Below are 26,599 nucleotides of genomic sequence, written 5' to 3'. Positions count from 1 at the left end.
GGGTGCGGAATGTGGGTTAAAAACTTCTCAGGAGAAGATAACAAAGCTGCGTCAACTTGTGCAGATTCGTCATGGGTTAAAAATTGGGTTGATGATTGATTAGGTGAAATATCCATGGAAAGTCAAAAATCTGTTTAATTACTCAGTCTCGTTTTTACTATTAAATCATGTTATTGTCATCCCTGAGCAATAAAAGCCGACCAATAGCGGGGATGTGCAAAGGGAAATTCTGCTTTTGATGTTTGGATGTGATTATGTTTACCTTTAGGGTTAGATATTCCTCTGATTGAGGATATTAATTTAAATCAAATTACACAACCTGTATAAAATTAGGACTTACGCAAACAAAATATCTCTCAAACCCTCTTACCTTCGTGTCCTATCCTTACGGAAAGCTTCGCTAACGTGGTTCATTCTTCCGTAACTTCTGCGTAAGTCCTGAATACAAGGAAATAAATTCTTGAATTTTGCTATATTAAATTTAGTCGAGTTAATTTGAGGTTAATACAAATATGACACAGGAATTAATAGACCTCAGAAATTTAATGGAGTCATAATTTCTAAGATTCCCTGATTATAAGTAAACCTGTTATGGCGATCGCCACCAGTTTCTAATAAAATTTATTCAAAAGTGTTATTGATTCCTCTTCTAGTTCTTCTAAACACATTTCAATAACTTCTTTAATATTTGTCATGAGTTCATCAATAGTTTCTCCTTGACTATAACAGGCTTTAAGTTGGGGAACTTCACCAATATACATACCATCTTCATCTCTTTCAATTACTACATAAAATTCTTTGTTTTTCATGGTTTTATTTGTCATGGCAATAGTTTACTAATAAAGTTAGAAATATTCGACTTTTATTGTAACACAAAGGAAATTTCTATAGATCCTTCCATGCTTCGTCTTCCTCTGGATTAAGCCAAATTTTATTTAATGATGATTCACTCACTTCTAAAAATTCTTTAACCAATCTTTTATCATCATCTGTATCAACAGCTTGTAAATTTTTAACTACTTCTAATGGTAGTCCAGTTAGTTTGACGATAAAATCTAAATCAATACCTTCTCGTAACATATTTACAGCAACTTGGGTTAAACCTTGCTGTAAACCTTTTTCCCATGCTTCCTGTAATATTTGCGCTGGAATTGATAGGTTGTTCATATTCTTTATATTTATGTAGTTATATTTTTGGAACTTGATTATATTGTATCATAAAATGATTGACCAAAGGGAGTTAATAACAAAAGGTTGTCAATTTTTAACTTTGGCTTATGAACATTCAGCAAAAACTTTGCCGAAAGCGGTAACGGAAGTTTTAATACAGTTACCAGGTGGGGGAAGTTGGTTTAACCGCAAGTAGTTCAAGATCCCCGACTCCTTAATTTAATCACGAAATTTGTGTTTTTAACCAACTCCGAAAACTTTTAATCATTAACACCTCACCCACTTGTAAACTAGAAGCTAAAAACTGAGGAACTTCTGTATTTAAAGGTAAATTCGCGAAGGTTGGTGAACCAGTGCAAGGAATATATTTATCCTCAGATAAACTATAAATTTGCATCACAGGTTCATCATAACGCCAAACTTCAGGAACACCTAAAGCTAAATAAATCGGTAATTTATCAATAGAAGAACTAGCATAATCAACTTCTATGACTAAATCAGGTGGGGGATCTTGAGTTAAATCTAAACTTGTTTTATTTCTCATGATTGGTTCATTTTGAATATAGAAACTAGAATCAGGTTCTACACCTTTAGCTAAATCTTCTCTTTTACAAGTTAATGAACCAGTGCTTTTTATATTGAGATTTAATTCTTCAACTAAAGTATCAATTATTTTTTCTATCAATCTTTTATTATGTTCATGGGGCATTAATGGAGTCATAATTTCTAAGATTCCCTGATTATAAGTAAACCTGTTATGGCGATCATCACCTGTTTCTACTAAAATTCGTTCAAAAGTATTCCAAGAAATATTATGGAGGATAACGCTATTGGTATGAGTATTGCTGTGAGTAGGTGCTAGAGTTACCATAGAAATTTACCTCGCAGTTTTAATTATTCTATTATATCACTTTAGGGAATATGGAAAAAGTTTACCGAAACCTATAGTAAAGGTTTTAATACAGTTACCAGGTAGTTAAAGATCCCCGACTTCTTACTTTAATCTTTGGTAAATAATGTTAATTTATCAAAGAAGTCGGGGATCTAAATTGCAGGTTTAGCGATTTCCAAATATTGGGAAGATTTGGTAAATTAACCAGCCTAAAAATAAGCCTAAATAAGAAGTACAAATCATAATTAAAGATGTATGTAATTTGCTAAAATATTTTTCTAATTTTTCCTTGGGATAAAAATAAACATTAGAAATTACAGCAACAATTATAACTGCCTGATAGTAAAAAATCCGTTCTAATGTTATTTCCATAAAATTATCAATCGCCCATTTATAAAACCGAGTTGGTATAGAAGCTAAAAATAAAGCTAGAAATAAAGTAACTAAGTTAGCTGGTAATAAAACGCCTGTAATTAGATAAATTAAATTTATTGCTCCTAACAAAAACCAAGGAATATTCTTCCTATTTACCCTAACATTAGGAGAATTATTAACACCTACAATAACAGGAACAGTTTTCTCAGTCCTAATTGTTTGATGTTCTATTTTTTGACTAACCTGATAAACCTGATTACCAACATCAGGCAATAACTTTAACCATTCTCTCATAGATTGCGGACGATTTTCCGCTTCTAAATTCATACCTTTAAGTATTGCCCGATTCAACCCATCACTAATACCAACAACATATTTATTAGGAGAAATTAACGGTTTATTATACAACTTTCTATCTAGCGAACTTTCAGGACGTTTACCTGTAACCGCATAATATAAAGAAGCCGCAAGAGTATAAACATCTATCGTTACTTGTCTATTACCTCCCATTTGTTCATAAGGTGCAAAAGCAATATTAGCAGGATGATGAGAAGTAAAATATCCATCATGGGGCATTATTTCCCCAGCAATACCAAAGTCAATTAATACGGCTTTACCATTTTTTTGTACCATAATATTACCAGGGTGTGCATCCCGATGAACTAAACCCTGATGATGAACAAAAATCAAAGCCTCTCCAATTTGTTTGATATATTCAACTGCTTTTAATTCTGGTAATGCTCCCCGTTTATGGACAAAATTAAATAAACTCTCACCAGGTACAAAGTCCATTACTAAACAATATGTTTTACCATCTTCAAATAATTCTGTTACACGGACAATATTCGGGTGTGGTTGTTGAGAAAGTTGTGCTAATTTTCGTCCTTCTTGAATAAATCTTTTTACATAATTGGGGTATTCTGGGTCATTTTTTAGGCTTTCATTGGGCGTTTTTATCACTACCCACTGCTTTAAAAGTGTATGTTGTGCTTGATACGTAATTCCAAAACCACCTTCTCCTAGGACTTTTTCGATAATGTATCTTCCACCCTGTAATTTATACCCCTTTTGCCAAACCATCGGTTATAAATGCCCAAAAATAGTTATGTTCATTTTGGCACGGTTGGGGATAATTTGGGTAGATATGCTAATTTTTCGATTCTCACGCAGTATATAGAATTAACAATTACTGGTAAAGTTAAAATCAATCTTTGAAGAGGGAATTGTCACAGAAGAAGAATATCAAATCAAACGTCAATCTTTAGTTGATAAACTTTATACAATTTCTTTGTAAAGTTGCATATAATTTACCCCCCTGTAGTCCCCCCTTATCAAGGCTACCGTGTACAGTTTAATCAAGTGGCCTAATAGGGTTTTGATGCCCCTAACCCCCAATTCTGGGAGAATAAGAATTTCAAGGGAGAATAAGAATTTCAAAGTCCCCCAAACTTGGGGTATTTAGGGGCTATCTCCATAGAAAATTGGTATTAGATAAATTGTGTTGATGATTTGATGTAAATTTTTGCCAATTTGCTCCCTGATAACTCAAAAATCAACAGTAAAAAAGGTGGTTCTGTCTTAGACAAAACCACCTCTGCATAAACAATTACAATCAATTACCGAGCTTGACCGTGAGTAGAAGCTGTTTCAATGGGCTTCATGAGATATAGTTGTAATAACTGCCAACCATGGGAAACATAAATAGGCAGTTTTTGGAAGAATTGCAAGAATTTGGGAGTATTAGAGTTAGAAATTGCTGTCAATTTTTCGTTATTCTTGACGCAAACATCTAAACGTTCATAAAACACTGGGTTCTCAACATCCAAGATGACTGGGAAGACTCTACCAGCAGTTTCATTGGTCTTCTTAATTACATGAATGTCGTACTCTCGCGCGTTTAAACCCAAGGAAGCATAGAAGTCTTTGCGTTGAATATCGTTAAGATACATGGTTGCAAATACTGACAACAGGAAGAAGCGACTCCAGAGTTTGGCTTTCCAGTCATTCAACATTTGTGGCTGCGCTCTCATAACCGCATCAAAGAAATCACCGTGACGGTTTTCATCCTGACACCAGTTTTCAAAAAAGTTGAAAATTGGATAAATCCGATCTTCAGGATGGGCTTCTAAATGACGGTAAATGGTGATATAGCGCCAATAACCAATCTTTTCAGAAAGATAGGTAGCGTAAAAGATGAATTTGGGCTTAAAGAAGGTATAACTACGGCTCTTGGTCAAAAATCCTAAATCTAAAGAAAGATTAAAGTCTGACATAGCTTTATTCAGGAACCCAGCATGACGGGCTTCATCCCGTGACATCAGGTTAAAGCCTTCAGCTAGAAGAGGGCTTTTATCTTTTAAGCGACGGCCGAGTTCTTTGTATAATAAGAAGCCAGAAAATTCTGCTGTACAAGAACGTTCGAGAAATTCAACGAACAATTTGCGAGTTTCTCCGTCAATAGAGTCCCAAGATTGTTCAAACTGTGCATCCCGAACAAAGTGATGGCGGTTGTAGTCAACGCGGAATTCTGCGATAATAGCTTCTAATTCCTCTTCATTGACGGAAAGATCCATCCGCGCCATTTCATCGAAATCGGTTGTGTAAAACCTTGGTGTTAAAAGGGTTTCCTTGGCAGGGGACTTAACTCCGGGACGGATTTCGTCAAAGCCTGGTTTTTTGAGGGAGTCTACCATGTTTTGATTTGCTCTTTTATCTTTCTTTTCTCGAATACACCAGAAAGCTAATGTTTATGCTCTCACGAGGTGTAGCGTACAACCATTATAATTTTGTATAAAATTCAGTGTACCAAATAATTAGCTGAAAATTTAGCCGATAAATCGTTAAGAGTTGCAACAATTGGTTTTGGGCAAAGGAGAGGGGAGTAGGGGAGAAGGGGGACGGAGGAGAATATTTATCTTCCCAACCAACCGTCAACCGTCAACCGTGACCAATTATCCATTCCCAGCCTAAACTAGATAATTAGCAACTTGGATAATTACCAACTTATTAATTTAGTGAGTCCAAAAGTATGGAACTAACGATAGAGAATGTAGAAACCGTATTAGATGAAATGCGTCCTTATCTCATCTCTGATGGTGGTAATGTGGAAATTGTAGAATTGGATGGACCGGTTGTTAAACTCCGGTTACAAGGTGCTTGTGGTTCTTGTCCTAGTTCTACAATGACTCTGAAAATGGGTATTGAACGCCGTCTTCAGGAAAAGATTCCTGAAATTTCTGAGGTAGTACAAGTTATCTAAATTACTGGTAATGGGTAATGGGTGATTGGTAATTGGTAAGATATACTTGTCACCTGTTCCCGTTTCCCTGTTCCCTATTATTAAAAAAACTCTATGTCTCATCCTCTGCACGTTGCGTTTATCTGGCATCAACATCAACCGTTGTACAAGTCTCCTGAAAATGGTAGTTCTTTGGTGCCTAGTCAGCAATACCGCTTGCCTTGGGTACGGTTACATGGAACTAAGGATTATTTGGATTTAGTATTATTGTTAGAGAAGTACCCTAAGTTACACCAAACGGTAAATTTAGTGCCTTCGTTAATATTGCAATTAGAAGATTATGTTGCGGGTACGGCTTTTGACCCCTATTTAACTGCTAGTTTAACGCCGGTGGAACAGTTAAGCCGCGAGCAGAAAGAGTTTATTATTCAACATTTCTTTGATGCTAACCATCATACTCTGATTGATCCCCATCCTCGTTATGCCGAGTTGTATCATCAAAGACAGGAACAAGGACAAAGTTGGTGTTTAGCAAATTGGCAGTTGTCAGATTATGGAGATTTATTAGCTTGGCATAATTTAGCTTGGATCGATCCTTTGTTCTGGCATGACCCGGAAATTTCCGCTTGGTTAGAACAAGGACGTAATTTTAGTTTAGGCGATCGCCAACGCATTTATTCTAAGCAGCGGCAAATCCTCAGTCAAATTATTCCCCAACATCGGAAAATGCAGGAAAGTGGCCAACTGGAAGTTACCACTACACCCTATACTCACCCGATTTTACCCCTCTTAGCTGATACCAATTCAGGACGGGTAGCTGTGCCGCAAATGACATTACCCAAGCAGCGATTTCAGTGGGTGGAAGATATACCCAGACATCTACAAAAATCCTGGGATTTATATATAGATAGGTTTGGACAAGATCCTAGAGGTTTGTGGCCTTCGGAACAATCTGTTAGTCCAGAAATTTTACCGTATATTATTAAACAAGGTTTTAAGTGGATTTGCTCGGATGAAGCGGTTTTAGGTTGGTCATTAAAACACTTTTTCCATCGTGACGGTGCGGGAAATGTGCAACAACCGGAATTACTATATCGTCCCTATAGTCTGCAAACTCCAGCCGGTGAGGTAACCATAGTTTTCCGTGATCATAGATTATCAGATTTAATTGGCTTTACCTACGGAACAATGCCGGCGAAAAAAGCCGCAGCAGATTTAGTTGGACATTTGCAAGCGATCGCTAAAAAACAAAAAGAAAGTAGCGATGATCAACCTTGGTTAGTGACAATTGCCCTAGATGGGGAAAATTGCTGGGAATTTTATCCCCACGATGGTAAAGACTTCCTAGAAACATTGTATGAAAGTTTGAGCAATGAACCGAATATCAAACTTGTTACCGTCTCTGAATTCATTGAAAAACACCCACCCACCGCAACCATTCCCGGTGAAAAACTCCATAGCGGTTCTTGGGTAGATGGTAATTTTACCACCTGGATCGGAGATCCAGCAAAAAACCGCGCCTGGGATTATCTCACCGCAGCTAGACAAGTCTTAGCAAATCATCCCGAAGCCACAGAAGACAATAACCCCGCAGCATGGGAAGCTTTATATGCGGCTGAAGGTTCAGACTGGTTTTGGTGGTTTGGAGAGGGACATTCTTCCAATCAAGATGAGATTTTTGACCAATTATTTCGAGAACATCTCTATGGCATTTACAAAGCATTAAATGAACCCATACCCGCATATCTGCTCAAGCCAGTAGAAGTTCATGAAGCCCGTGCAGAACATAAACCAGAAGGCTTTATTCATCCTGTTATAGATGGTAAAGGTGATGAGCAAGACTGGGATAAAGCCGGACGCATAGAAGTAGGTGGTGCAAGGGGAACAATGCACAATGGCAGCATTGTTCAGCGTTTATGGTATGGTGTAGACCACTTGAATTTTTATGTGCGAGTTGATTTTAAAGCTGGTGCTGTCCCAGGAAAGGATTTACCACCGGAGTTGAACTTGCTTTGGTATTATCCAGATAAAACAATGGTGAATAGTTCTATCCCTTTAGCTGAGTTACCGGACAGCGCACCTTTGAATTATCTATTTCACCATCATTTAGAAGTTAATTTACTCAGTCAATCAGTGCAGTTTAAAGAAGCTGGAAATGATCATTTATGGTATCCCCGTGCTACCCGCGCCCAAGTTGCGTTAGGTACTTGTTTGGAAATAGCAGTACCTTGGGCAGATTTGCAACTACCTCCAGATTATCCTCTGCGCTTGGTTTTGGTGTTATCTGATGATGGTTGTTTTTCTAGTTATGCACCGGAAAATGGTTTGATTCCCATTGATGTTCCTTAGAGGATATTTTAAAAGTGCGATCGCTAGGTAGACCTGTTATTTTTTATAATAGGTGAAATCATGGCGATCGTCATATTATTAAGTTGCAAGGAGTAATAATTAAACGCAGATAAACGGAGATAAACGCAGATAATTTTGTACTTCATTAAACTAGCAAATGCTATATATCCAGGAGTGAATATGGAAACTACTCAAGCAGTTATTAATCCCACTACTCCCACAACTCAAGATATTCATACATATCAATTTACCTTACCAGATCATACGCAACTACCAGATTCAGACGGCACATTTGTGAAAAATTTTCAGGAGCATCCACAAAGTATTGTTTTAACCAGTTCTATTGAACCAGTATTGCAGAAGCTACATCCCGATGGCAATTACTGTATTGGTCAAGATAGCGGTATTTATTGGCGTTTAACTGAACCACCGGAAAAAGGTGCAGAAGCTCCTGATTGGTTTTATGTACCTAATGTACCACCAAAAGTAAATGGAGAATATAGACGTTCTTATGTCTTATGGAAAGAATTTGTAGCACCATTAATTGCCATTGAGTTTGTTTCAGGAAATGGGACAGAAGAAAGAGATAAAACTCCTCCCAGTGAAACGGAAAAAGCTGGTAAATTTTGGGTTTATGAACAAGCAATTAGGATTCCTTTCTATGCAATTTTTGAAGCAAGAAAAGCATTACTAGAAGTGTATCGTTTAGTTGATGGAACTTATCAAAAGATTCAATCTAATGAAAGAGGACATTTTGCAATTCCTCCTATGGGTGTGGAATTAGGTTTAATAGAAGATGGAGGTGTACCTTGGGTTCGTTGGTGGGATGATGCCGGTAATTTGCTGTTAACTGGTGATGAAAGAGCTATTGTTGAAAAACAAGCTCGTTTACAAGCAGAGGAAATTGCCCAACAAGCAACTTTAGCCCAACAACAAGCAGAAGAAATTGCCCAACAAGAACGACAAGAAAAGGAGAAGTTAGCAGCTTATTTAAGATCATTAGGTATCAATCCTGATGATATTTGAAATGTAGATGTGTGATTTCTGCACTTATCCTAGAGATCACACACCACGTTCAATCTCATCAGCAAACAAATTACACTTTTTCAGTTATCCAGAAGAAAGGCGCATTTTCATAAAAAATATAGTGCTTGTTAGAATTTATATTCTATTATCATAAGAATGATTATCATTTTCAGCTAATTGTATGTCGTCTGAAAACTTGTCTAGTGATAAACCCTTACATCTGACTCAACGTCCCCGTCGTCTCCGTCGCACTGAAACCCTCCGAAAAATGGTGCGAGAAACAATTTTAACTGTGGATGATTTGATTTATCCGATGTTTGTCATGGAAGGTGAAAGCATAAAAATAGAAATTGCTTCCATGCCAGGATGTTATCGTTTTTCTTTAGATTTACTCCTGGAAGAAATAACCGTAGTGTCACAATTGGGTATTAATGCGATCGCACTGTTCCCAGTTATTCCCGAAGAACAAAAGAACGATACAGGTACAGAAAGCTACAACCCAGAGGGATTGGTACAGGAAACCGTCAAAGCCATTAAAAAAGCAGTTCCAGAAATCATCATGATTACTGATGTTGCTCTAGACCCCTTCACAACTCATGGCCATGATGGTTTAGTTGATGAAAATGGCAAAATTCTCAATGATCAAACTGTGGAAGTATTAGTAAAAATGGCACTTTCCCAAGCGGAAGCAGGTGCTGATTTTATTGCCCCTTCCGATATGATGGATGGTAGAATCGGCGCAATCCGCCAAGCTTTAGACGCTGAAGGTTATATCAATGTAGGTATTTTGGCGTACTCAGCAAAATACGCTTCAGCCTACTATGGACCATTTCGAGATGCTTTAGATTCAGCCCCCAAATTTGGCGATAAAAAAACCTATCAAATGGACGCAGCTAACGCCAAAGAAGCTTTAAAAGAAATTGAATTGGATATTGCTGAAGGTGCAGATATCATTATGGTAAAACCAGCCTTAGCATATCTAGACATAATATGTCAAGTAAAAACCGCCACAAATTTACCCGTTGCAGCTTATAACGTTAGTGGTGAATACGCAATGATTAAAGCTGCGGCTCAACATGGTTGGATAGATGAGAAAAAGGTAATTTTAGAAACTTTAACCAGCATGAAGCGGGCTGGGGCTGATTTAATCTTGACTTATTTTGCTAAAGAAGTGGCACTGATGTTGATGTAATTGGATAAATGATTAGGACTTACGCATTGACAGGATCAACCAAATATGAGGTATGTATTTCGGTCATTTTTACGTGATTGTTTGATGATTTTTGAGCGACAGCGAAGCGCTGCTACAAGCAGTTCGCTATTGATCGGAAGTTAATCGCCAAAAGCCTGAAACGACCAAATATCGTTCACACATATCATAGTTAATTTGTACAGTGCGTAAGTCCTAATGATTACAAAAAATCCAGTTTTTGAATCCCAGTTGTTCCATTGAGACTTTTTTGCGTTACAATGATAACGATTCTTATTTTCATAAAACATATCCAGGGTGTCACATAATGGGACTTAAACTCTTTTGAGGAAGAAATAAGCCTCAAATCCTTCCGGGGTAAGAGAAATACATTGAAGACCCAAAAACGCTTGTAACCCAAATATAACAACAAGCCAATCAAAACGATGTAAAACCCCCTTTGGGATATACGTTTGAGGGTATTTTAAAGATGTTTTTTGCCTAAGTCCCGATAACAGCAGTCTAAATTTATCGTGCTTTGATTCGTCACATAAAACCACCAGATTTTGATATGAATACCATCACTCTCAACACAACAAACATAATTCCTGAAATTCCTAAGCAAGGAATGCCTGTGACTATTATTACGGGATTTTTAGGCAGTGGAAAAACCACACTTTTAAATCAAATTCTTCAGAACAAACAAGATTTAAAAGTTGCTGTCCTCGTTAACGAGTTTGGTGATATTAACATTGATAGTCAATTACTAATTTCTGTAGACCAAGATATGGTAGAACTTAGTAATGGCTGTATATGTTGTACAATTAATGATGGTTTAGTTGATGCTGTTTACCGAGTTTTAGAACGAGAAGAACGAATTGATTATCTAGTCATTGAAACCACTGGTGTAGCTGATCCCTTACCCATTATCTTAACTTTTTTTGGGACAGAACTGAAAGATTTAACCAACATAGATTCAATTCTGACTGTAGTAGATGCTGAAGCATTTAACGAAAAACATTTTGAGAGTGAAGCAGCTTTAAAACAGATTATCTATGGAGATATTATTCTCCTCAATAAAACAGACCTTGTTACCGCAGACAAACTACAAGAAGTAGAAAATTTCATCCATGATGTCAAACATGGAGCCAGAATTTTACATACTCAATACGGTGAAGTTGCTTTACCTCTAATTTTAGATGTGGGTTTAACACCAAAAGATCACTATATTGCTATTGATGATGAAGATACTCATAAACATAAACATCGTCATGAACACCATCATCACTCCAATCATTTAGATAATGACGGATTTGTGTCTATTTCTTTCCAAAGTGATAAACCATTTGATCTCCATGAATTTGAGAATTTCCTAACCGAAGAAATGCCAGAGAATATATTCCGAGCTAAGGGCATTTTATGGTTTAGTGATATTAATTTACGCCATATCTTTCAATTGAGTGGACCTCGTTACACTTTGAAAGCTGATGAATGGTATACTCCACCTAAGAATCAGTTGGTTTTTATTGGTAGAAACTTGGATGCTAATGAAATTTATACAAAACTTAACAAATGTTTGTTATAATCAAATAATGTTAAGTGACTATCAAATTTAGTTAATAGCTATTGGAAAATACTAAACTATTAACTCCTGCCATAACTCATTCCATTAAATTGAAATAATGACTTTATCCATTCGTCCAGAACTAACTGCTGCTGATATAATTTCAACTTTTTCTAATCAGCAGCAACCAACTGTAACAGAAGCAGATATGATGCAAGCTGTACGCACCTTATTGATTGGATTAGGAGAAAATCCAGACCGGGAGGGATTAAAAGATACTCCTAAAAGAGTTGTTAAAGCCTTAAAGTTTCTGACCAATGGATATGATCAATCTGTAGATGAATTGCTCAATGGAGCAGTATTTACAGAAGACGCAAATGAAATGGTGTTAGTCCGGGATATTGATATTTTTAGTTCCTGTGAACACCACATATTACCAATCATTGGTCGCGCTCATGTCGCTTATATTCCTAATGGTAAGGTGATAGGATTATCAAAAATTGCCCGCATTTGTGAAATGTATGCTCGACGTTTACAAGTGCAAGAACGGCTGACTTTACAAATTGCTAATGCACTGCAAGGGTTACTCAAACCTCAAGGAGTGGCAGTGGTAATTGAAGCAACTCATATGTGTATGGTGATGAGAGGAGTCCAAAAACCAGGTTCTTGGACTGTTACCAGCGCCATGCGTGGCGTGTTTTCTGAAGACGCGCGAACTCGTGAAGAATTTATGAACTTGATTCGACACAATGCTAATTTTAAATAACAGGTTTTGACTGATGGAAATTTAAATTGGCTGGGTGTGATGTAGAGATAAGCTATTTTTTTATCTCTACATAATCAGCAGTTACAGAAAATAATAATATTTGACCGCACATAAACGCAGATGACAAGAGATAAGTTATCAATTTGGTAAATATGGTTTTAGCTACTGAAATGATTGGGAATATGAAATTTAATGAGCAAGGTTTAATTCCAGCCATAGCTCAAGATTACTACGATGGTACTGTTTTAATGATGGCTTGGATGAATGCAGAATCAATCCAAAAAACTCTGGCTACAGGGGAAGTTCATTATTGGAGTCGTTCCCGTTCTCAATTGTGGCATAAGGGGGCAACATCTGCACATATTCAAAAGGTAAAAGAGCTTTTTTATGATTGTGATGGTGATACAATTCTGATCAAGATTGAGCAAGTTGGTGGTATTGCCTGTCATACTGGAGTCAGAAGCTGTTTTTTTAATTCTGTGGAAATTTTGCCTCATAAATTATAACTTTTATTGATTATGTCCTTACCCATAATTACTGTTGTTGCTGGATTGTCTGGTTCGGGCAAAACTACCTGGATTTCTCAACAAATTCGAGATGTTCCATCTGTGGAAAAAGTAATTTATTTTTGTCCAGGAACTGGCAATGTTCCTATTGATCAAACTAAAATAGCTACTGAATTTCCCAATCTAAAACTATTTGGAGATGGTCAAGAAATTGAATTTCTTTATCAAATACCCACAGCAGATAGTGTTTATATCGAGTTGGGTTCTTATCTGCAATTAGACAGTGTATCAAAAATATTAGATCATCTCACTTACCACGCTATAGCAGTTATTCCCCCCGAATTAAAAAATTCGGAATATAATCATTGGGCAAATGAAATTATATATGGCGCACCTGCACCAATGATAATTGGAGAAAATTTATGGCGGGTAGGAACTACAGGTCAAGTTATTGATGAAAATAGTTTAGAGGAATTTTGGTATGAAGTAACTCATGGTGCTTATGGAACTGTTATCCGTGCTAAAGCAATTTTCGATGTCAATGATGGGCGTTCTCTTTACTGTGATTTTCTCAATGGTGTTCCCGAAATAGGTTTTTTAGAATTAGACTTACCACGACATTTACAAGGTAGACCTCGGCGGTTTAGTGGTATAGAAATAGTAGGTAAAAATTTAGATGAAACAGCTTTAAAATCAACATTATCAGATTGCTGTTTATCTGAATCCTTAATTTTTCAATATCAACAACAAGTACAACAAATTTTGTTAGAAGGTCAACAAGTATGAGAATAGCTGTTATGTCATGTATTCATGGTAATTATGAAGCCTTGGATGCTGTATTATTAGATATTGACGCACAAAAAGCCGATAAAATCTTTTGTGTTGGTGATTTGGTAGGATATGGACCCCATCCCAATGAGGTGATTAACCAAATTCGCTCTTTGGATGTTCCTACCTGTGCTGGTTGTTGGGATGAAGATATTGTGGAGGGATTGAATGCTTGTGATTGTAGTTATCCTTCCATACTGGCGGAAAAAAGAGGTATTCAAGCTCATGAATGGACTAATAAAGAAATTCATCCAGAAAACCGCGAATTTTTAGCCAGTTTACCCTATAGTCTCCAGTGGCAAAATTTAGCTTTTGTGCATGGTAGTCCCCATAGTAATCATGAATATTTGTTACCTGAACTTGATGCTTTTGTGGCCTTAGAACGGGTACTATCTACAGGTGCAGATGTGCTGTTTTGCGGACATACTCATGTTCCCTATACTCGTAATCTGAATGCTGGTGAGTTACAAGTTCAAGTTGCTAATCAAGCAGCATCACGGAAAATTAACTTTTCATCCGCGCTGAAAAAGATCGTTAATGTTGGTTCTGTTGGAGAACCTCGACATGGACGACCCAATGCAACTTATGTAATTTATGAAACTGATACTCAAGGGGTGACTTTGCGAGAAGTTACCTATGATTATCAAAAAACCTGTGCAGCAATTATAGAGAAGGGATTACCAGAAATCTTTGCTTGGCGTTTAGCGCGCGGTTTGGAGTATGCTGAACGCGCGGATGATCCAAGTCATATTTGTACTAGGTAAAATAACTGCTCTGAAATCTAAAATCGAAAATTGATTATGTGGGCAATTTTAAGCGGAATTGAAGGAAATGTAGCAGCTTATGAAGCTGTGATAGCTGATATTAAGCTAAGAAACCGTCATGTAGAAGCATTGTATATCATCGGTGATTTAGTTGGACCTCGACGGGAATGTGAACAACTGGTGGAAAGGGTGAAATCACCACGACGGGGTGAATTAGAACCCATGATTTGTAAGGGATGGTGGGAAGAGCAGTGTTTGATTTTACATGGTTTGGGTCCGACTGGAGACGCACCGGAATTGCTGGCAAAATATGGGGGTGATACGGTGCGGATGTTGTGGGATTGTGTTTCCCGTCAGACTGTACAATGGCTAAGAGACTTGGATTTTGGTTTTTTTGAATTAGATTGTTTATTAATACACGGTTCAACAATGGGCGTAAATGACGAACTGACTCCCGATACTCCCCCTATTCAAATGTTAGATAGATTATCAAGAATGCAAGCAAATAATCTATTTTGCGGTCGTTCTGGGTTAACTTTTCAGTATCAGTTACAAGCAGGATCTATTACCAGTGAAATCATTACTCTTGATCATCAATTTTCCCCACAAACCGTCACAGTTACCCCTCGTCAAGTTATTGGGGTAGGAAGTGTGGGACGGATACCAGGACAAGCAACCTATACTCTCTATAATCCTGGTACAAATCGGGTGCAGTTTAAAACTGTATTTTATGGACAGAATAAAGGTTTCCAAAAGCAGCCGCAAAGTAAGATATCTAAACCATAAATTGAGTGAAATAAATTACACTTTCTGTAACTGCGCTACTCTAGGATCTACAATTTTTTGTCCTAAACTCACGAATTTAATTGCTACAGAAACTTTATTTCCTTCTCCAAAAACGTGGGTAATTTCCCCAATACCGAAGGATTTATGTAATACTCTATCACCTACTCGCCAACCTTCAGAACTGCTTTTTTTACTGGAAGTTGCAGATGGAGTTCTAGTAACACTCCGGGTAACTTTTTGTTTGGTAGTTAATAATTCTGCTGGTAATTCATCGAGAAATTGCGATCGCATTGCCGGTTCTCTTGAACCATATAAACGCCGTTCTCTAGCATGAGATAAAAACAACCTTTCCTGAGCGCGGGTAATGCCAACATAACACAAACGCCGTTCTTCTTCTAATAATGAAGGATCTTGTAAAGAACGATAACCAGGAAATAGTCCTTGTTCTAATCCTACCAAAAAGACTATAGGAAACTCCAACCCTTTAGAAGCGTGTAATGTCATTAAAGAAACTGCTGTTTGTCCTTCTTTTAAATTATCCAAATCAGAACTCAAAGCCGCACTTTGCAAAAATGCCTGTAAAGAAATATCTTCACCTTCATTTTCTTCCTGGAATTGCAAGATAGCGTTATATAATTCATTGACGTTACTGATTCTATTATCAGCTTCATCTGTACCTTGATCTTGCAATTCTTTGATATAACCAGAATCTTCTAAAATCCCTTGTAAAATTTCCGAACCGGGAACTACGGTAATTTGTTCTTGACGATTTTGAATCATCGCAGCAAAATTATTTACAGCTTTTGCCGAACGTCCTGCTAAAGTATTAACTGATGTTTCATCACTTAATATTTCCCATAATGTCGTCCCTAGTTGTTGGGAAGCATTCATCAAAGCATCAATTGTAGCTTTACCAATGCCGCGACGAGGAGTATTAATTACTCGTAATAAACTCACAGTATCCGCTGGGTTATTAATAGCTCTTAAATAGGCGACAACATCTTTAATTTCTTTGCGATCATAAAACTTCATTCCTCCCACAACTGTATAAGGAATTTGATATTTAACTAATAATTCTTCAAATGGTCGAGATTGGGCATTAGTTCGATATAAAATCGCAAAATCACCCCAATTTAACTCCGGGTTTTGATGTTCTAAGGTGCGGATATGGTCAATGACAAAAGCTGCTTCTGCCATTTCTTCATCAGCTTTATGGCAATAAATATCTTCTCCTGGTTCTCTGGTCGCTTTGAGAATTTTATCAATCCGTTGGGTATTATTTTCAATTAATTCATTGGCAGCTTGGAGAATATTTTCACAGGAGCGATAATTTTCTTCTAATTTTACCATTGAGCGTGTATCATCATCTGGCAAACCATCGCCAAAATTTTCTTGAAATTCTAGTAAAATAGTAAAATCTGCCATTCTAAAACTGTAAATTGACTGGTCAGCATCACCAACAACAAATACAGAGCGGTTTTGCCATTGCCACTGATTTTTTCTAGTTTCGCCGTTGGTAACTAAAAGCTGAATTAAATCATATTGGGTACGGTTGGTATCTTGATATTCGTCAACTAGAACATGACAAAATTTTCGATGCCAATAAGCTAAAACTTGCTCATTTTGTTGAAATAATCTAGTAGGAATGAGAATTAAATCATCAAAATCTAAGGCATTATTTTGTGCAAGTTTATCTTGATAGCGATTATAAACATCAGCTATAACTCTACCGCGATAATTTGGTTGTTCACCTTCAAATTCTTGGGGAGAAAATCCTTGATTTTTAGCATTACTGATGGCGTAGCGCACAGATTTAGGTTCAAATTTTTTACTATCTAAATTCAAATCTTTGGTAATAATTTCTTTAATGACACTTTGCACATCAGACTCATCAAAAATCGAAAAGTTTTTATTCCAACGTCTGCCTTTTTCGTCTTGATATTTTTCAATATCAAATCGTAGAATCCGCGAAAATAAACTGTGAAAAGTGCCACACCACATATCTTTAATAGTTGTGCGGTAAACCTGGGACTTTAGCAAACTTTGTTCATATTCTGTGAGTAAATCAACCTTTTTACCATGTTGTGTCATGGCTAATTGTTCCATAAATATTCTTTGAATTCTTTCCTTCATTTCCCTTGCAGCTTTGTTAGTAAAGGTGACTGCCAGGATATTTTCAGGATTCACCCGATGTTTGAGAATCAAATTGGCAATGCGGTAAGTCAGCGCCCGGGTTTTCCCCGAACCAGCACCAGCGACAACTAATAATGGTCCGCAGTAATGTTCAACAGCTTGACGTTGACTAGGGTTGAGATGGCTAAGAAAATCAATATTTGTGGTCATGAATTATAAAAATGATCAAAGTTAAAATTTACAACAGATTACCAAGAAATGAGATACTTACTGAAAATCAAAAAGCTTTGATTCTTAATTCTTACCTCTAATTTTCTAGCTATATCAGATTAAACTCTCTAATTTCTCGCTCTCAATAGTAGTTTTCTAATACCAATCCCGTTAAAGAGCCAAAAAATTCAATCCCAATGGTGAGAAGGTATCCATAGTCAATTTTCTGATGGATATGCAAGAACTGGCCTTGAACTGAGTCCAACTAGGCTTTTACAAGCCTTCACTTACGCGAAGGGAAGTGATGGGTGGTTGACTTTAGTCTTAGCTATTACCCATTGCCCATTATCTGTTGCCTAACTAGCAACTTATGTTACTGGATTTTATGTAAACTTTTGTCATACTTGGGAACAAGTCTAGATAAGATAAACCAATAATCCCTAATTCTCTCACTTTCATCAGTGGGAAAAGTTTCCATTCACAACCTTTTGGTTGGAAATATCTAGGTAAGAAACTCTACTTTCAAAATCATGGACGCGAAAATGCAAGAACCAGAATTTAAAGAAACCACCGTCAAAGAAACAACTATCCCCGAAATTAATACCCAAATGGGAAATCTTACCAAACTTCAGCCCCCCGTCCAGCCCCAAGAACAATGGCTGAAATATGGTCAGCAAGTTTCTGGTTTCTTAGGGACATTACCAGATTATATAGGAAAATTCTTTGATCAGTATCAACAGCCTATCGTTAGTATTGGTCTAATCGTCACAGCAGTAGTTACTGTTAAAGTGCTATTAGCTGTATTAGATGCTCTCAATGATATTCCCTTAGTAGCACCTACCTTTGAATTAATTGGCATTGGTTACTCTGTTTGGTTTATCTATCGCTATTTACTCAAAGCCTCTAGTAGACAGGAGTTATCTAGCGAAATTACCACCCTCAAATCGCAAGTTTTAGGCAATAAAAAAGCAGAATCTTAAATAAATGAGACAGAAGGTAGGAGGATTATTTTCCCCTTGTCTTCTGCCCCCCTCACTCCTGCGTTAAATAATAACTTTAAATTAGATCCCCGACTTATTAAAGCAGTCGGGGATCTTTTTTACAGGACTCTCAAAATGCTAGGAATACTATCTATAGATTCCATTCCTTGAATTTCCGCTAAAGCTTGTCTAAAGTCCCCTTCTCGGACATCATGGGTAACAACGACAATTTCTGCCAGTTCTCCCTGAAAACCGGTTTGTACCACTGACTCTAAACTTACCCCATAGTTACCAAAACAAGTTCCTAATTTACCAATAACTCCCGCCTGGTCTTTACTCAAAAAACGGGCATAAAACCGGGTTACTAACTCGGAAATAGGGGCAATTTGGCAGTAATGCTGATGACTACAAGCCAAGAGAGGATTAGGTTTTGGTGTAGTAGTTTTCAGGGCAGCAACCACATTTAATATATCTGATGCTACAGCACTAGCAGTAGCACCAGCACCGGCACCAGGACCGAATAACATCACCTGGCCAATGGGTTGTCCTTCTACAAGAATAGCGTTGTAAACACCATTGATACTGGCTAAAGGATGATTTGTGGTTACTAAGGTAGGATGAACTCTAACCGAAAGCTGAGAATTATCTATATCTAAATGTTGCGCTATCCCTAGTAATTTAATTACAAACCCTAATTTGGCACTGTATGCAATATCTGTTTTTGTAACTTGGCGAATACCTTCGCAATAAACATCATCTCGATTAATTCGCCCATCAAACCCTAAAGATGCCAAAATAGAAATTTTATCTCCTGCATCTAAACCATCAACATCGGCAGTTGGATCAGCTTCAGCATATCCTAATTTTTGAGCATCTGCTAAAACATCATCAAAGTCACTCCCTTCTGTTTGCATCCTGGTGAGGATGTAGTTAGTCGTACCATTGACAATGCCAATAATAGTATCAATGCGGTTAACACTTAAAGATTGCTTCAGGGGTTGAATGACAGGGATACCACCACCAACGGCAGCTTCTAGCATCACATAAACACCTGCTTCGTTAGCAGCAGTAAATATTTCCGCACCAAAGCGAGAAATGGCGGCTTTATTAGCAGTAACTACGTGCTTACCATTTTTAATTGCTGTCAGCATCAATGTCCGTGCGGGTTCTAATCCCCCCATCAACTCTACAACTATATCTACTGCTGGATCATTAACAATGGCTTCTAAATCTGTAGTTATCACCTCTGGAGATAATTCTACATCTCGATGTTTAGTGAGCGATCGCACACCTACACGATATATTTCGATTTCTTGTAACAGTGGATGGCGACCTAACTTGTCTTGCAACAGTTCTACTGTCCCTGTTCCTACTGTACCTAATCCAAGTATTCCTAATTTGACAGCCACAGATTTTGCACCCACATTAATTAAATTCAATAAAACAATTGTAGGCAGAGCCATAAGCCCTACCTACTGATTATCTGCTTTTAATTGTTCAATGACCAATGACCAATGACCAATGACCAATGACCAAGTTAGTATGTTTCTACGTGCCAGCGATGTGCTTTCTTGAGTTCTTTCTGGTAATCACTCCATTTTACACCTTCTTTCGCCGCCGCAGTGCTTAAAGCTGCATCAATGCCATCTTCCATACCACGCAACCCACAAATATAAGTGTGAGTTTTTTCATTTTTAATCAACTGCCACAACTCTTCAGCGTTTTCTGCAACACGGTCTTGGATGTACATTCTGCCACCTTGGGCGTTCTGTTGTTCCCGACTAATAGCATAGGTAAGACGGAAGTTATTAGGATATTTTTCCTGCATAGCTTCCAATTCCTCTTTATAGAGAATATTAGGAGTTGTGGGTACACCAAACAGCAACCAAGCAAACCCGTTAAACTGATACTCTGGGTTAGCCGCTCTTTCTGCATCCTTAAACATCCGCCACAGGTAAGTCCGCATGGGCGCAATACCTGTTCCTGTTGCTAACATAATAATATTAGCGTCAGGATCATCGGGTAAGAGCATTTCCTTACCCACAGGGCCAGTAATCTTCACCTCATCACCAGGTTTGAGACGAGTCAAATAGGTAGAACAAACACCATAAACTGTTTCACCAGTTTCGGGATGCTTGTATTCTAACTGACGAACACAAAGAGATACGGTTGTATCATCTAAATTATCGCCGTGACGAGTAGACCCAATGGAGTAAAGTCTCAGTTTTTCTGGCTTACCATTCTTATCAACACCAGGAGGAATAATGCCGATACTTTGACCTTCTAGATATCTCAAATTGCCACCAGATAGGTCAAATTTAAGGTGCTGAACAACACCAATACCGCCTTCTTTCACCAATGTTTCATTAGAGATACACTTACCAATAAACGGAGCGTTAGGACGATAAATGTTTACAGGAACTTCAGCATGGGCATCTTTTTTAGCTTTTGCTTGAGTCATGGTGTTGCCTTTTTTATCCTTAGCTGGTGATTTAGCAAAGCCTTTAGCTTCACTATTATTACTTACAGGTGTGGCTTTACCGTTTCCTTCATGTTTAGCATTTACCTCAGCCTGGACTTCTGTGCTAACTGTAACGTTAGCCGCTGCCAATTCAGCTTTGCCATTAACTTGCTGTAATACTGCTATAGGCTGGATGCTAACAATTTTACCGCCTAGGCGAGTGATCCGTTGCATTTCTTGATTCATGCGGTTGTAAGGTACTCTGATGAATACACTGCCACTTTTACGAATTGGGTAGTTTGTTTGATCTGTTTCTTGACTCTGACGCAGACCCACCACTTCGTAAACGAAGACGCGGCTACCTGATTCTATATTGGCAGCCCCCTCAACAGCACCTTGATTGTACATTCCTTCTACCACTCCGATATTTACTTAACCGTTTATCAAAAAAAATTCCCATTGTTTGAGAGCTTTAGTTTACCGGATTTTCGGATCACAAAACTGGTCATCTGGGAAAATGACATCATGAGGATACATAATGCCTTGCTAATTACACTCGCCCAAGACTGCTAGGTATGGCAAAATACACACCTGTTCATTTTCTAAATTTAGAAGATAAGTCTTTGCGAGAATGTTAATAGTGAATCACTTTAATCTTTTTTTATTGAACTACATAGTCTTAGACTTTATAAAAAAAAGATTTTACAGTATTATTGACCCTGCAAAATTCCCCAAATCTCAGGAGCGAGCCTGTTTACTCAGGAAACACGCCAAAACTTTACTGTGAGATAACTTTAGTTTGAGTTGCGTACCCAAACTACTCCTAGATATCCTACCATCATACCGTGGTAACTTTCCTAATAAATTTAGAAGTTACCCACAAATTAGGGAAAATTACTCACTCAACGTGAGTTCGACGAAAATAATTTAACCCATCTGGTTAACCTCTCCTTGCCATTCCTCTATCCCCTGACTTCTATAATTCTCCTAATTTTTCCAAAAATGTATAAAAAAAATGTATCATCTATGGCAGCATGTTAAACGGATAATTGCTGAAAAACTAGATTCTTTCTCCGGGCAAGTATTGTGAGAGTACACCCCCTTCTGTTAAAATCTAGTGCAACACTAAGATTAAATACTTACCAGCTATAAAATTCGGCTCATAAAAACGAGTAACTGCCATCGGTGATTAAGTTATCCGTTGTATTCTGTCATATTTATGCTGGATAGCTAGAACGTAGGACGATACCACTGGGTTAAGCTCCTATATTCAAAATCTGCCGTGAGAAAAATTATTGATTGACACATCTAGTATAAAGAGGGGATTTATGACAAATAAACCGGAACGTGTGGTACTAATTGGAGTAGCTGGAGACTCTGGTTGTGGTAAGTCTACGTTTTTGCGTCGCTTAATTGATTTATTTGGCGAAGAATTTATGACAGTTATCTGTTTAGATGACTATCATTGCTTAGATCGTAAACAACGCAAAGAAACAGGAATTACTGCCCTTGATCCTAGAGCTAACAATTTTGACTTGATGTATGAGCAAATCAAAGCTCTTAAAGAAGGTCATGGAGTTAGCAAACCAATTTATAACCACGAAACCGGGATGATTGATCCACCAGAATGGATCGAACCAAATCATATTATTGTAGTGGAAGGACTCCATCCTTTATATGATGAACGGGTAAGAGCGTTATTAGACTTCAGTGTTTATTTTGATATTAGTGATGAAGTCAAAATTGCTTGGAAAATTCAACGGGATATGGCTGAAAGAGGCCACCGCTATGAAGATGTTTTAGCGCAAATTAATTCTCGTAAGCCTGATTTTGAAAAATTCATTGAACCACAAAGAGAATTTGCTGATGTAGTTCTGCAAGTATTACCTACAAATTTAATTAAAAACGATACAGAACGGAAAGTTTTACGGGTACGGATGTTACAACGGGAAGGTAAAGAAGGTTTTGAACCAAGCTACCTGTTTGATGAAGGTTCAACAATTCAATGGACTCCCTGTGGACGCAAACTCACCTGTTCTTACCCTGGTATGCAGCTTTACTACGGTTCTGATGTCTATTATGGTCGTTATGTATCAGTGTTAGAAGTAGACGGTCAATTTGATAACCTCGATGAGGTTATTTACATCGAAACTCATTTGAGCAAAACTTCCACCAAATATCAAGGTGAAATGACTCACTTGTTACTACAACACCGCGAATATCCAGGTTCTAACAATGGTACTGGTTTATTCCAAGTATTAACCGGTTTGAAAATGCGTGATGCTTATGAACGTTTAACAGCGAAAGAAGCAAAGTTAGCAGTTCAAGTCTAAAACAGCAGTTTGTGTCAAAGCTCAGGGGGAACAATTCAATATGTTCCCTCTTTTTTTTGGCCATACAATAATGGCTAAAAATTATTACCAACTATGATAATTTACACTCCCAATAGGAAGATCGCTTTATCACTATCGGCTATTCTGATAGATATCGTTTGTTAGTGGTTGTTCACACAGAAAGAGATTATAATACTCGTATTATCAGCGCACGTCCAGCAACTAATAGAGAAAGGCAAGATTATGAACAAAACCAAGATTAATCAACCACAAGATACCGAAATGTTAGATGAATATGATTTCAGTCAAGGAGTGAGAGGTAAATATCATCAAGCATATCAAAATAATAACTTACCTAAATTACAAGGTATTCAATTTTTAACTGACCAAAAAAATAGAAGAACAGGAGTATTTATAGATTTACTATCCCATCAACAACTTTGGGAAACAGTAATTAATCAATATCCTCATCTTGGTAATATTCATTTTTTGACTGATAGTCAAGGTCAACAAATAGCTGTAATTCTCAACTTTCAAGAACATTTAACCCTATGGCAAGATATTTATGACCATCTAATTGCTGATTTAATGAATGAGTAGTTATATGAAAGCGGAAAAATTTGATACTAAATTTGATAATGATGAAAATATCACTGAGTTTTTAGACCTATCTCAAGCACGTCGTCCCGGTTATGAACAAAAAAGAGTAAGTATTGATTTTCCTGTGTGGATAATAGAAGCATTAGAACAAGAATCAAAACGTTTAGGCGTAACTTCTGATTCTATTATTAAATTATGGCTTGCTGAACGTCTGGATAAAAAGGTAATTACTGGCTAATTACATTAGTTATGAAGCCCAAAAAATGCCCCACCTGTCAACGTGAATTACAAACTAAACTAGTAGAAAAAATCCTCAAAGGAGAAAATCATACTGCTATTCTCCAAGTAGAAGCAGAAGTTTGTTTAAATTGAAGTTGACGCTAATTTATTTGATACTCAAGAAACAGAACCATCTCAACCTAAAATTAATGTTATTTATCAAAAAATTGCTTAATCTCATTTGATATACAGGAATCATAAATGATCTGGGGAAAATTTTATATTTCCAAGTAGGGGCAAAACTAAAACTGCCAATGTATTCTATCTGTGTTTAACGAATGATGCTAACTTCTGGGTAGGGAAACCTCATCCCTAGCTTTGTATTATATTATACATCTAAATTTGGAGATACTGAGATAAAAGATACTTATTACAAAAACTGTAAATGTTGTTATGATTTCATAAATTAGTAACTGATGTATGTCATCAGTGAAAACATTCTCTCAGGAGGAAATTCCTTTGTCTCGTCGTTATTTATTTACTTCCGAGTCAGTTACAGAAGGTCATCCAGATAAAATCTGCGATCAAATTTCCGATACGATTATTGATGCACTACTCACAGAAGATCCTAGCAGTAGAGTAGCAGCAGAAGTGGTAGTTAATACTGGTTTAGTACTAATTACAGGAGAAATTACCACTAAAGCCCATGTTAATTACGTCCATCTTGCCCGGAAAAAAATTGCGGAAATCGGCTATACGGATGCAGTTAATGGCTTTTGTGCCAATAGTGCCAGTGTTTTGATCGCCCTAGATGAACAATCAGCCGATATTGCTCAAGGTGTAAATACTGCTCAAGAAACTCGAACAGCCGATAGTGAAGAACTATTTGATAAAATCGGCGCTGGTGATCAAGGTATCATGTTTGGTTTTGCTTGTAACGAAACCCCAGAACTTATGCCTTTACCCATCAGTTTAGCACACCGGATTGCCCGGAGATTGGCAGGAGTTCGCAAAGCTGGCATTCTTCCTTACCTCCGTCCCGACGGTAAAACCCAAGTTACCGTAGTGTATGAAGATGGCAAACCTGTAGGTATTGACACTATCTTGATTTCCACCCAACATACAGCTACCATTGGTGATATTACCGATGATGCTGGAATACAGGAAAAGATTAAAGCTGACCTGTGGACAGAAGTAGTAGAACCTGTATTTGGTGATATTACTGTTAAACCCAATGCAGAAACCAGATTTTTGGTTAACCCCACTGGTAAATTTGTCATTGGTGGACCCCAAGGAGATTCCGGTTTAACAGGACGGAAAATCATTGTTGATACCTATGGTGGTTATTCTCGTCATGGTGGCGGTGCTTTCTCTGGCAAAGACCCCACAAAAGTAGACCGTTCTGCGGCTTATGCGGCTAGATATGCAGCAAAAAATATTGTTGCCGCTGGGTTAGCAGAAAAATGTGAAGTACAGCTAAGTTATGCCATTGGTGTAGCGCGGCCTGTCAGTATCTTTGTTGATACCTTCGGCACAGGTAAAGTAGATGATGAAATTCTGTTGAACTTAGTTAAGGATAACTTTGAACTACGTCCAGCAGGAATTATTCATGTATTCAATTTACGTAACTTACCAAGTGAAAGAGGCGGACGTTTTTATCAGGACGTTGCAGCTTATGGCCATTTTGGTAGAACGGATTTGGATTTACCTTGGGAACGTACTGACAAAGTTGATATATTAAAGCAAGCCGCAAATAAATCTCAATCTGCGGTAACTGCTTAGTAGGTTAATTAGATCATAACCAACGGAAAATACCATCAAAGTAGGGGTAATTCATGAATTACCCCTACATAATCACCTATTTTGCCTCCTAAATCCTCCAAGTTTGGGGGACTTTGAAGTAAATTCTTCAGGGGGCGGTTCGGTGAGTGCTCGGAGGATAAACGGGAAGGGGAGATAAAGTATAGCTTTGGCGGGATGGTCTTCTTATTGATATTGTAGGGATTAGCAATAAAAACCTTTATCTATTACATTTAGCAATGAATAATTTTTTAATTAAGGTCTACCAATCTTTATTTTCCATTATCTGTATATTTTCTTTGCTCATCGGTTTAGTAACTATAGATATATCTCCAGCCACAGCCGAGAATTTAAGTAGTCGTGCAAAATAAATTTTATATTTTGGAGAGGGAACAGGGAACAGGGAACAG

26 protein-coding genes and 1 pseudogene are annotated in these 26,599 nt (G+C 37.4%); 18 read left to right on the top strand and 9 right to left on the bottom strand.

Annotated features, from left to right (window positions below; genetic code table 11):
• The 3 genes and pseudogenes from CUN59_RS22285 to CUN59_RS05955 form a co-directional block, all read right to left on the bottom strand.
• Positions 1-116: pseudogene (locus CUN59_RS22285) on the bottom strand (malate:quinone oxidoreductase); the annotation flags it as partial.
• 495 nt (positions 117-611) lie between these two features.
• Positions 612-824 carry a type II toxin-antitoxin system HicB family antitoxin gene (locus CUN59_RS05960; RefSeq protein ID WP_207765371.1) on the bottom strand — a complete coding sequence of 71 codons (213 nt, stop codon included), beginning with the start codon at positions 822-824 and terminating at the stop codon, positions 612-614.
• Between the two features lie 61 nt (positions 825-885).
• Positions 886-1,167 carry a hypothetical protein gene (locus CUN59_RS05955; protein ID WP_104386970.1) on the bottom strand — a complete coding sequence of 94 codons (282 nt, stop codon included), beginning with the start codon at positions 1,165-1,167 and terminating at the stop codon, positions 886-888.
• A 55-nt stretch (positions 1,168-1,222) separates the two neighbouring features.
• On the opposite strand from CUN59_RS05955, the gene CUN59_RS21330 reads away from it, so the two are divergent.
• Positions 1,223-1,366: a hypothetical protein gene (locus tag CUN59_RS21330; protein WP_165790160.1), complete on the top strand. Its 144-nt coding sequence runs from the start codon at positions 1,223-1,225 to the stop codon at positions 1,364-1,366.
• Positions 1,367-1,393: 27 nt separating this feature from the next.
• On the opposite strand, the gene CUN59_RS05950 is transcribed toward CUN59_RS21330, so the two are convergent.
• From CUN59_RS05950 to acsF, 3 genes are all read right to left on the bottom strand, one after another.
• A complete protein-coding gene (locus CUN59_RS05950) occupies positions 1,394-2,041 on the bottom strand; it encodes a Uma2 family endonuclease (RefSeq protein ID WP_104386969.1) in 648 nt (215 codons plus the stop codon).
• A gap of 186 nt (positions 2,042-2,227) precedes the next feature.
• Entirely contained in the window at positions 2,228-3,517 is a 1,290-nt protein-coding gene (locus tag CUN59_RS05945; protein ID WP_104386968.1) for a serine/threonine protein kinase, read from the bottom strand.
• Between the two features lie 536 nt (positions 3,518-4,053).
• Positions 4,054-5,130: a magnesium-protoporphyrin IX monomethyl ester (oxidative) cyclase gene (gene acsF / locus CUN59_RS05940; RefSeq protein WP_104386967.1), complete on the bottom strand. Its 1,077-nt coding sequence runs from the start codon at positions 5,128-5,130 to the stop codon at positions 4,054-4,056.
• A 335-nt stretch (positions 5,131-5,465) separates the two neighbouring features.
• Between acsF and CUN59_RS05935 the strand changes: the two genes are divergently transcribed.
• The 10 genes from CUN59_RS05935 to CUN59_RS05890 all read left to right on the top strand — a co-directional run bounded on the left by CUN59_RS05935 (position 5,466) and on the right by CUN59_RS05890 (position 15,453).
• Complete coding sequence (locus CUN59_RS05935; RefSeq protein ID WP_104386966.1) at positions 5,466-5,696, top strand: NifU family protein; 231 nt, start codon at positions 5,466-5,468, stop codon at positions 5,694-5,696.
• A 93-nt stretch (positions 5,697-5,789) separates the two neighbouring features.
• A complete protein-coding gene (locus tag CUN59_RS05930) occupies positions 5,790-8,024 on the top strand; it encodes a glycoside hydrolase family 57 protein (RefSeq protein ID WP_104386965.1) in 2,235 nt (744 codons plus the stop codon).
• Positions 8,025-8,204: 180 nt separating this feature from the next.
• On the top strand, positions 8,205-9,050 hold the full coding sequence (locus tag CUN59_RS05925) for a Uma2 family endonuclease (RefSeq protein ID WP_104386964.1): 846 nt from the start codon (positions 8,205-8,207) through the stop codon (positions 9,048-9,050).
• 181 nt (positions 9,051-9,231) lie between these two features.
• Positions 9,232-10,242 (top strand): porphobilinogen synthase, encoded by a 1,011-nt coding sequence (gene hemB / locus CUN59_RS05920; RefSeq protein ID WP_104386963.1) that lies wholly within the window; start codon positions 9,232-9,234, stop codon positions 10,240-10,242.
• Positions 10,243-10,810: 568 nt separating this feature from the next.
• Positions 10,811-11,824: a CobW family GTP-binding protein gene (locus tag CUN59_RS05915; protein WP_104386962.1), complete on the top strand. Its 1,014-nt coding sequence runs from the start codon at positions 10,811-10,813 to the stop codon at positions 11,822-11,824.
• 97 nt (positions 11,825-11,921) lie between these two features.
• Positions 11,922-12,569 (top strand): GTP cyclohydrolase I FolE, encoded by a 648-nt coding sequence (gene folE, locus CUN59_RS05910; RefSeq protein ID WP_104386961.1) that lies wholly within the window; start codon positions 11,922-11,924, stop codon positions 12,567-12,569.
• Positions 12,570-12,721: 152 nt separating this feature from the next.
• Entirely contained in the window at positions 12,722-13,075 is a 354-nt protein-coding gene (gene hisI / locus CUN59_RS05905; protein WP_104386960.1) for a phosphoribosyl-AMP cyclohydrolase, read from the top strand.
• Between the two features lie 12 nt (positions 13,076-13,087).
• Complete coding sequence (locus tag CUN59_RS05900) at positions 13,088-13,861, top strand: GTP-binding protein (protein ID WP_104386959.1); 774 nt, start codon at positions 13,088-13,090, stop codon at positions 13,859-13,861.
• Positions 13,858-14,667 carry a metallophosphoesterase family protein gene (locus CUN59_RS05895; protein WP_104386958.1) on the top strand — a complete coding sequence of 270 codons (810 nt, stop codon included), beginning with the start codon at positions 13,858-13,860 and terminating at the stop codon, positions 14,665-14,667. Before CUN59_RS05900 ends, CUN59_RS05895 begins: the two co-directional genes overlap by 4 nt.
• Positions 14,668-14,703: 36 nt before the next feature.
• The gene (locus CUN59_RS05890; protein WP_438501803.1) at positions 14,704-15,453 is read left to right on the top strand and encodes a metallophosphatase; all 750 of its coding nucleotides are present in this window, start codon (positions 14,704-14,706) and stop codon (positions 15,451-15,453) included.
• A 15-nt stretch (positions 15,454-15,468) separates the two neighbouring features.
• On the opposite strand, the gene pcrA is transcribed toward CUN59_RS05890, so the two are convergent.
• Positions 15,469-17,796: a DNA helicase PcrA gene (gene pcrA / locus CUN59_RS05885; protein WP_104386956.1), complete on the bottom strand. Its 2,328-nt coding sequence runs from the start codon at positions 17,794-17,796 to the stop codon at positions 15,469-15,471.
• A gap of 542 nt (positions 17,797-18,338) precedes the next feature.
• Between pcrA and CUN59_RS05880 the strand changes: the two genes are divergently transcribed.
• Complete coding sequence (locus CUN59_RS05880) at positions 18,339-18,776, top strand: CAAD domain-containing protein (protein ID WP_104386976.1); 438 nt, start codon at positions 18,339-18,341, stop codon at positions 18,774-18,776.
• Positions 18,777-18,895: 119 nt separating this feature from the next.
• On the opposite strand, the gene CUN59_RS05875 is transcribed toward CUN59_RS05880, so the two are convergent.
• A complete protein-coding gene (locus tag CUN59_RS05875; RefSeq protein ID WP_104386975.1) occupies positions 18,896-20,185 on the bottom strand; it encodes a homoserine dehydrogenase in 1,290 nt (429 codons plus the stop codon).
• Positions 20,186-20,313: 128 nt separating this feature from the next.
• Positions 20,314-21,645 (bottom strand): bifunctional rod-capping linker CpcD/ferredoxin--NADP reductase PetH, encoded by a 1,332-nt coding sequence (cpcD/petH, locus tag CUN59_RS05870; protein ID WP_104386955.1) that lies wholly within the window; start codon positions 21,643-21,645, stop codon positions 20,314-20,316.
• A gap of 920 nt (positions 21,646-22,565) precedes the next feature.
• On the opposite strand from cpcD/petH, the gene CUN59_RS05865 reads away from it, so the two are divergent.
• From CUN59_RS05865 to metK, 6 genes are all read left to right on the top strand, one after another.
• A complete protein-coding gene (locus tag CUN59_RS05865) occupies positions 22,566-23,570 on the top strand; it encodes a phosphoribulokinase (RefSeq protein WP_104386954.1) in 1,005 nt (334 codons plus the stop codon).
• A gap of 128 nt (positions 23,571-23,698) precedes the next feature.
• Complete coding sequence (locus tag CUN59_RS22465) at positions 23,699-23,833, top strand: BrnT family toxin (protein WP_207765372.1); 135 nt, start codon at positions 23,699-23,701, stop codon at positions 23,831-23,833.
• Entirely contained in the window at positions 23,814-24,170 is a 357-nt protein-coding gene (locus tag CUN59_RS05855) for a hypothetical protein (protein ID WP_104386953.1), read from the top strand. Before CUN59_RS22465 ends, CUN59_RS05855 begins: the two co-directional genes overlap by 20 nt.
• Positions 24,171-24,174: 4 nt before the next feature.
• Positions 24,175-24,408 carry a type II toxin-antitoxin system BrnA family antitoxin gene (brnA, locus tag CUN59_RS05850; RefSeq protein WP_104386974.1) on the top strand — a complete coding sequence of 78 codons (234 nt, stop codon included), beginning with the start codon at positions 24,175-24,177 and terminating at the stop codon, positions 24,406-24,408.
• 11 nt (positions 24,409-24,419) lie between these two features.
• On the top strand, positions 24,420-24,542 hold the full coding sequence (locus CUN59_RS21065) for a YgiT-type zinc finger protein (RefSeq protein WP_133164001.1): 123 nt from the start codon (positions 24,420-24,422) through the stop codon (positions 24,540-24,542).
• 366 nt (positions 24,543-24,908) lie between these two features.
• On the top strand, positions 24,909-26,171 hold the full coding sequence (metK, locus tag CUN59_RS05845) for a methionine adenosyltransferase (RefSeq protein WP_104386973.1): 1,263 nt from the start codon (positions 24,909-24,911) through the stop codon (positions 26,169-26,171).
• The last annotated feature ends 428 nt before the right edge of the window (positions 26,172-26,599 follow it).

This window comes from Cuspidothrix issatschenkoi CHARLIE-1 (assembly GCF_002934005.1).
GTDB lineage: Bacteria > Cyanobacteriota > Cyanobacteriia > Cyanobacteriales > Nostocaceae > Cuspidothrix > Cuspidothrix issatschenkoi.
The sequence above is the reverse complement of the archived record's forward strand: the minus strand, read 5'-3'. Positions and strand labels throughout refer to the sequence as shown.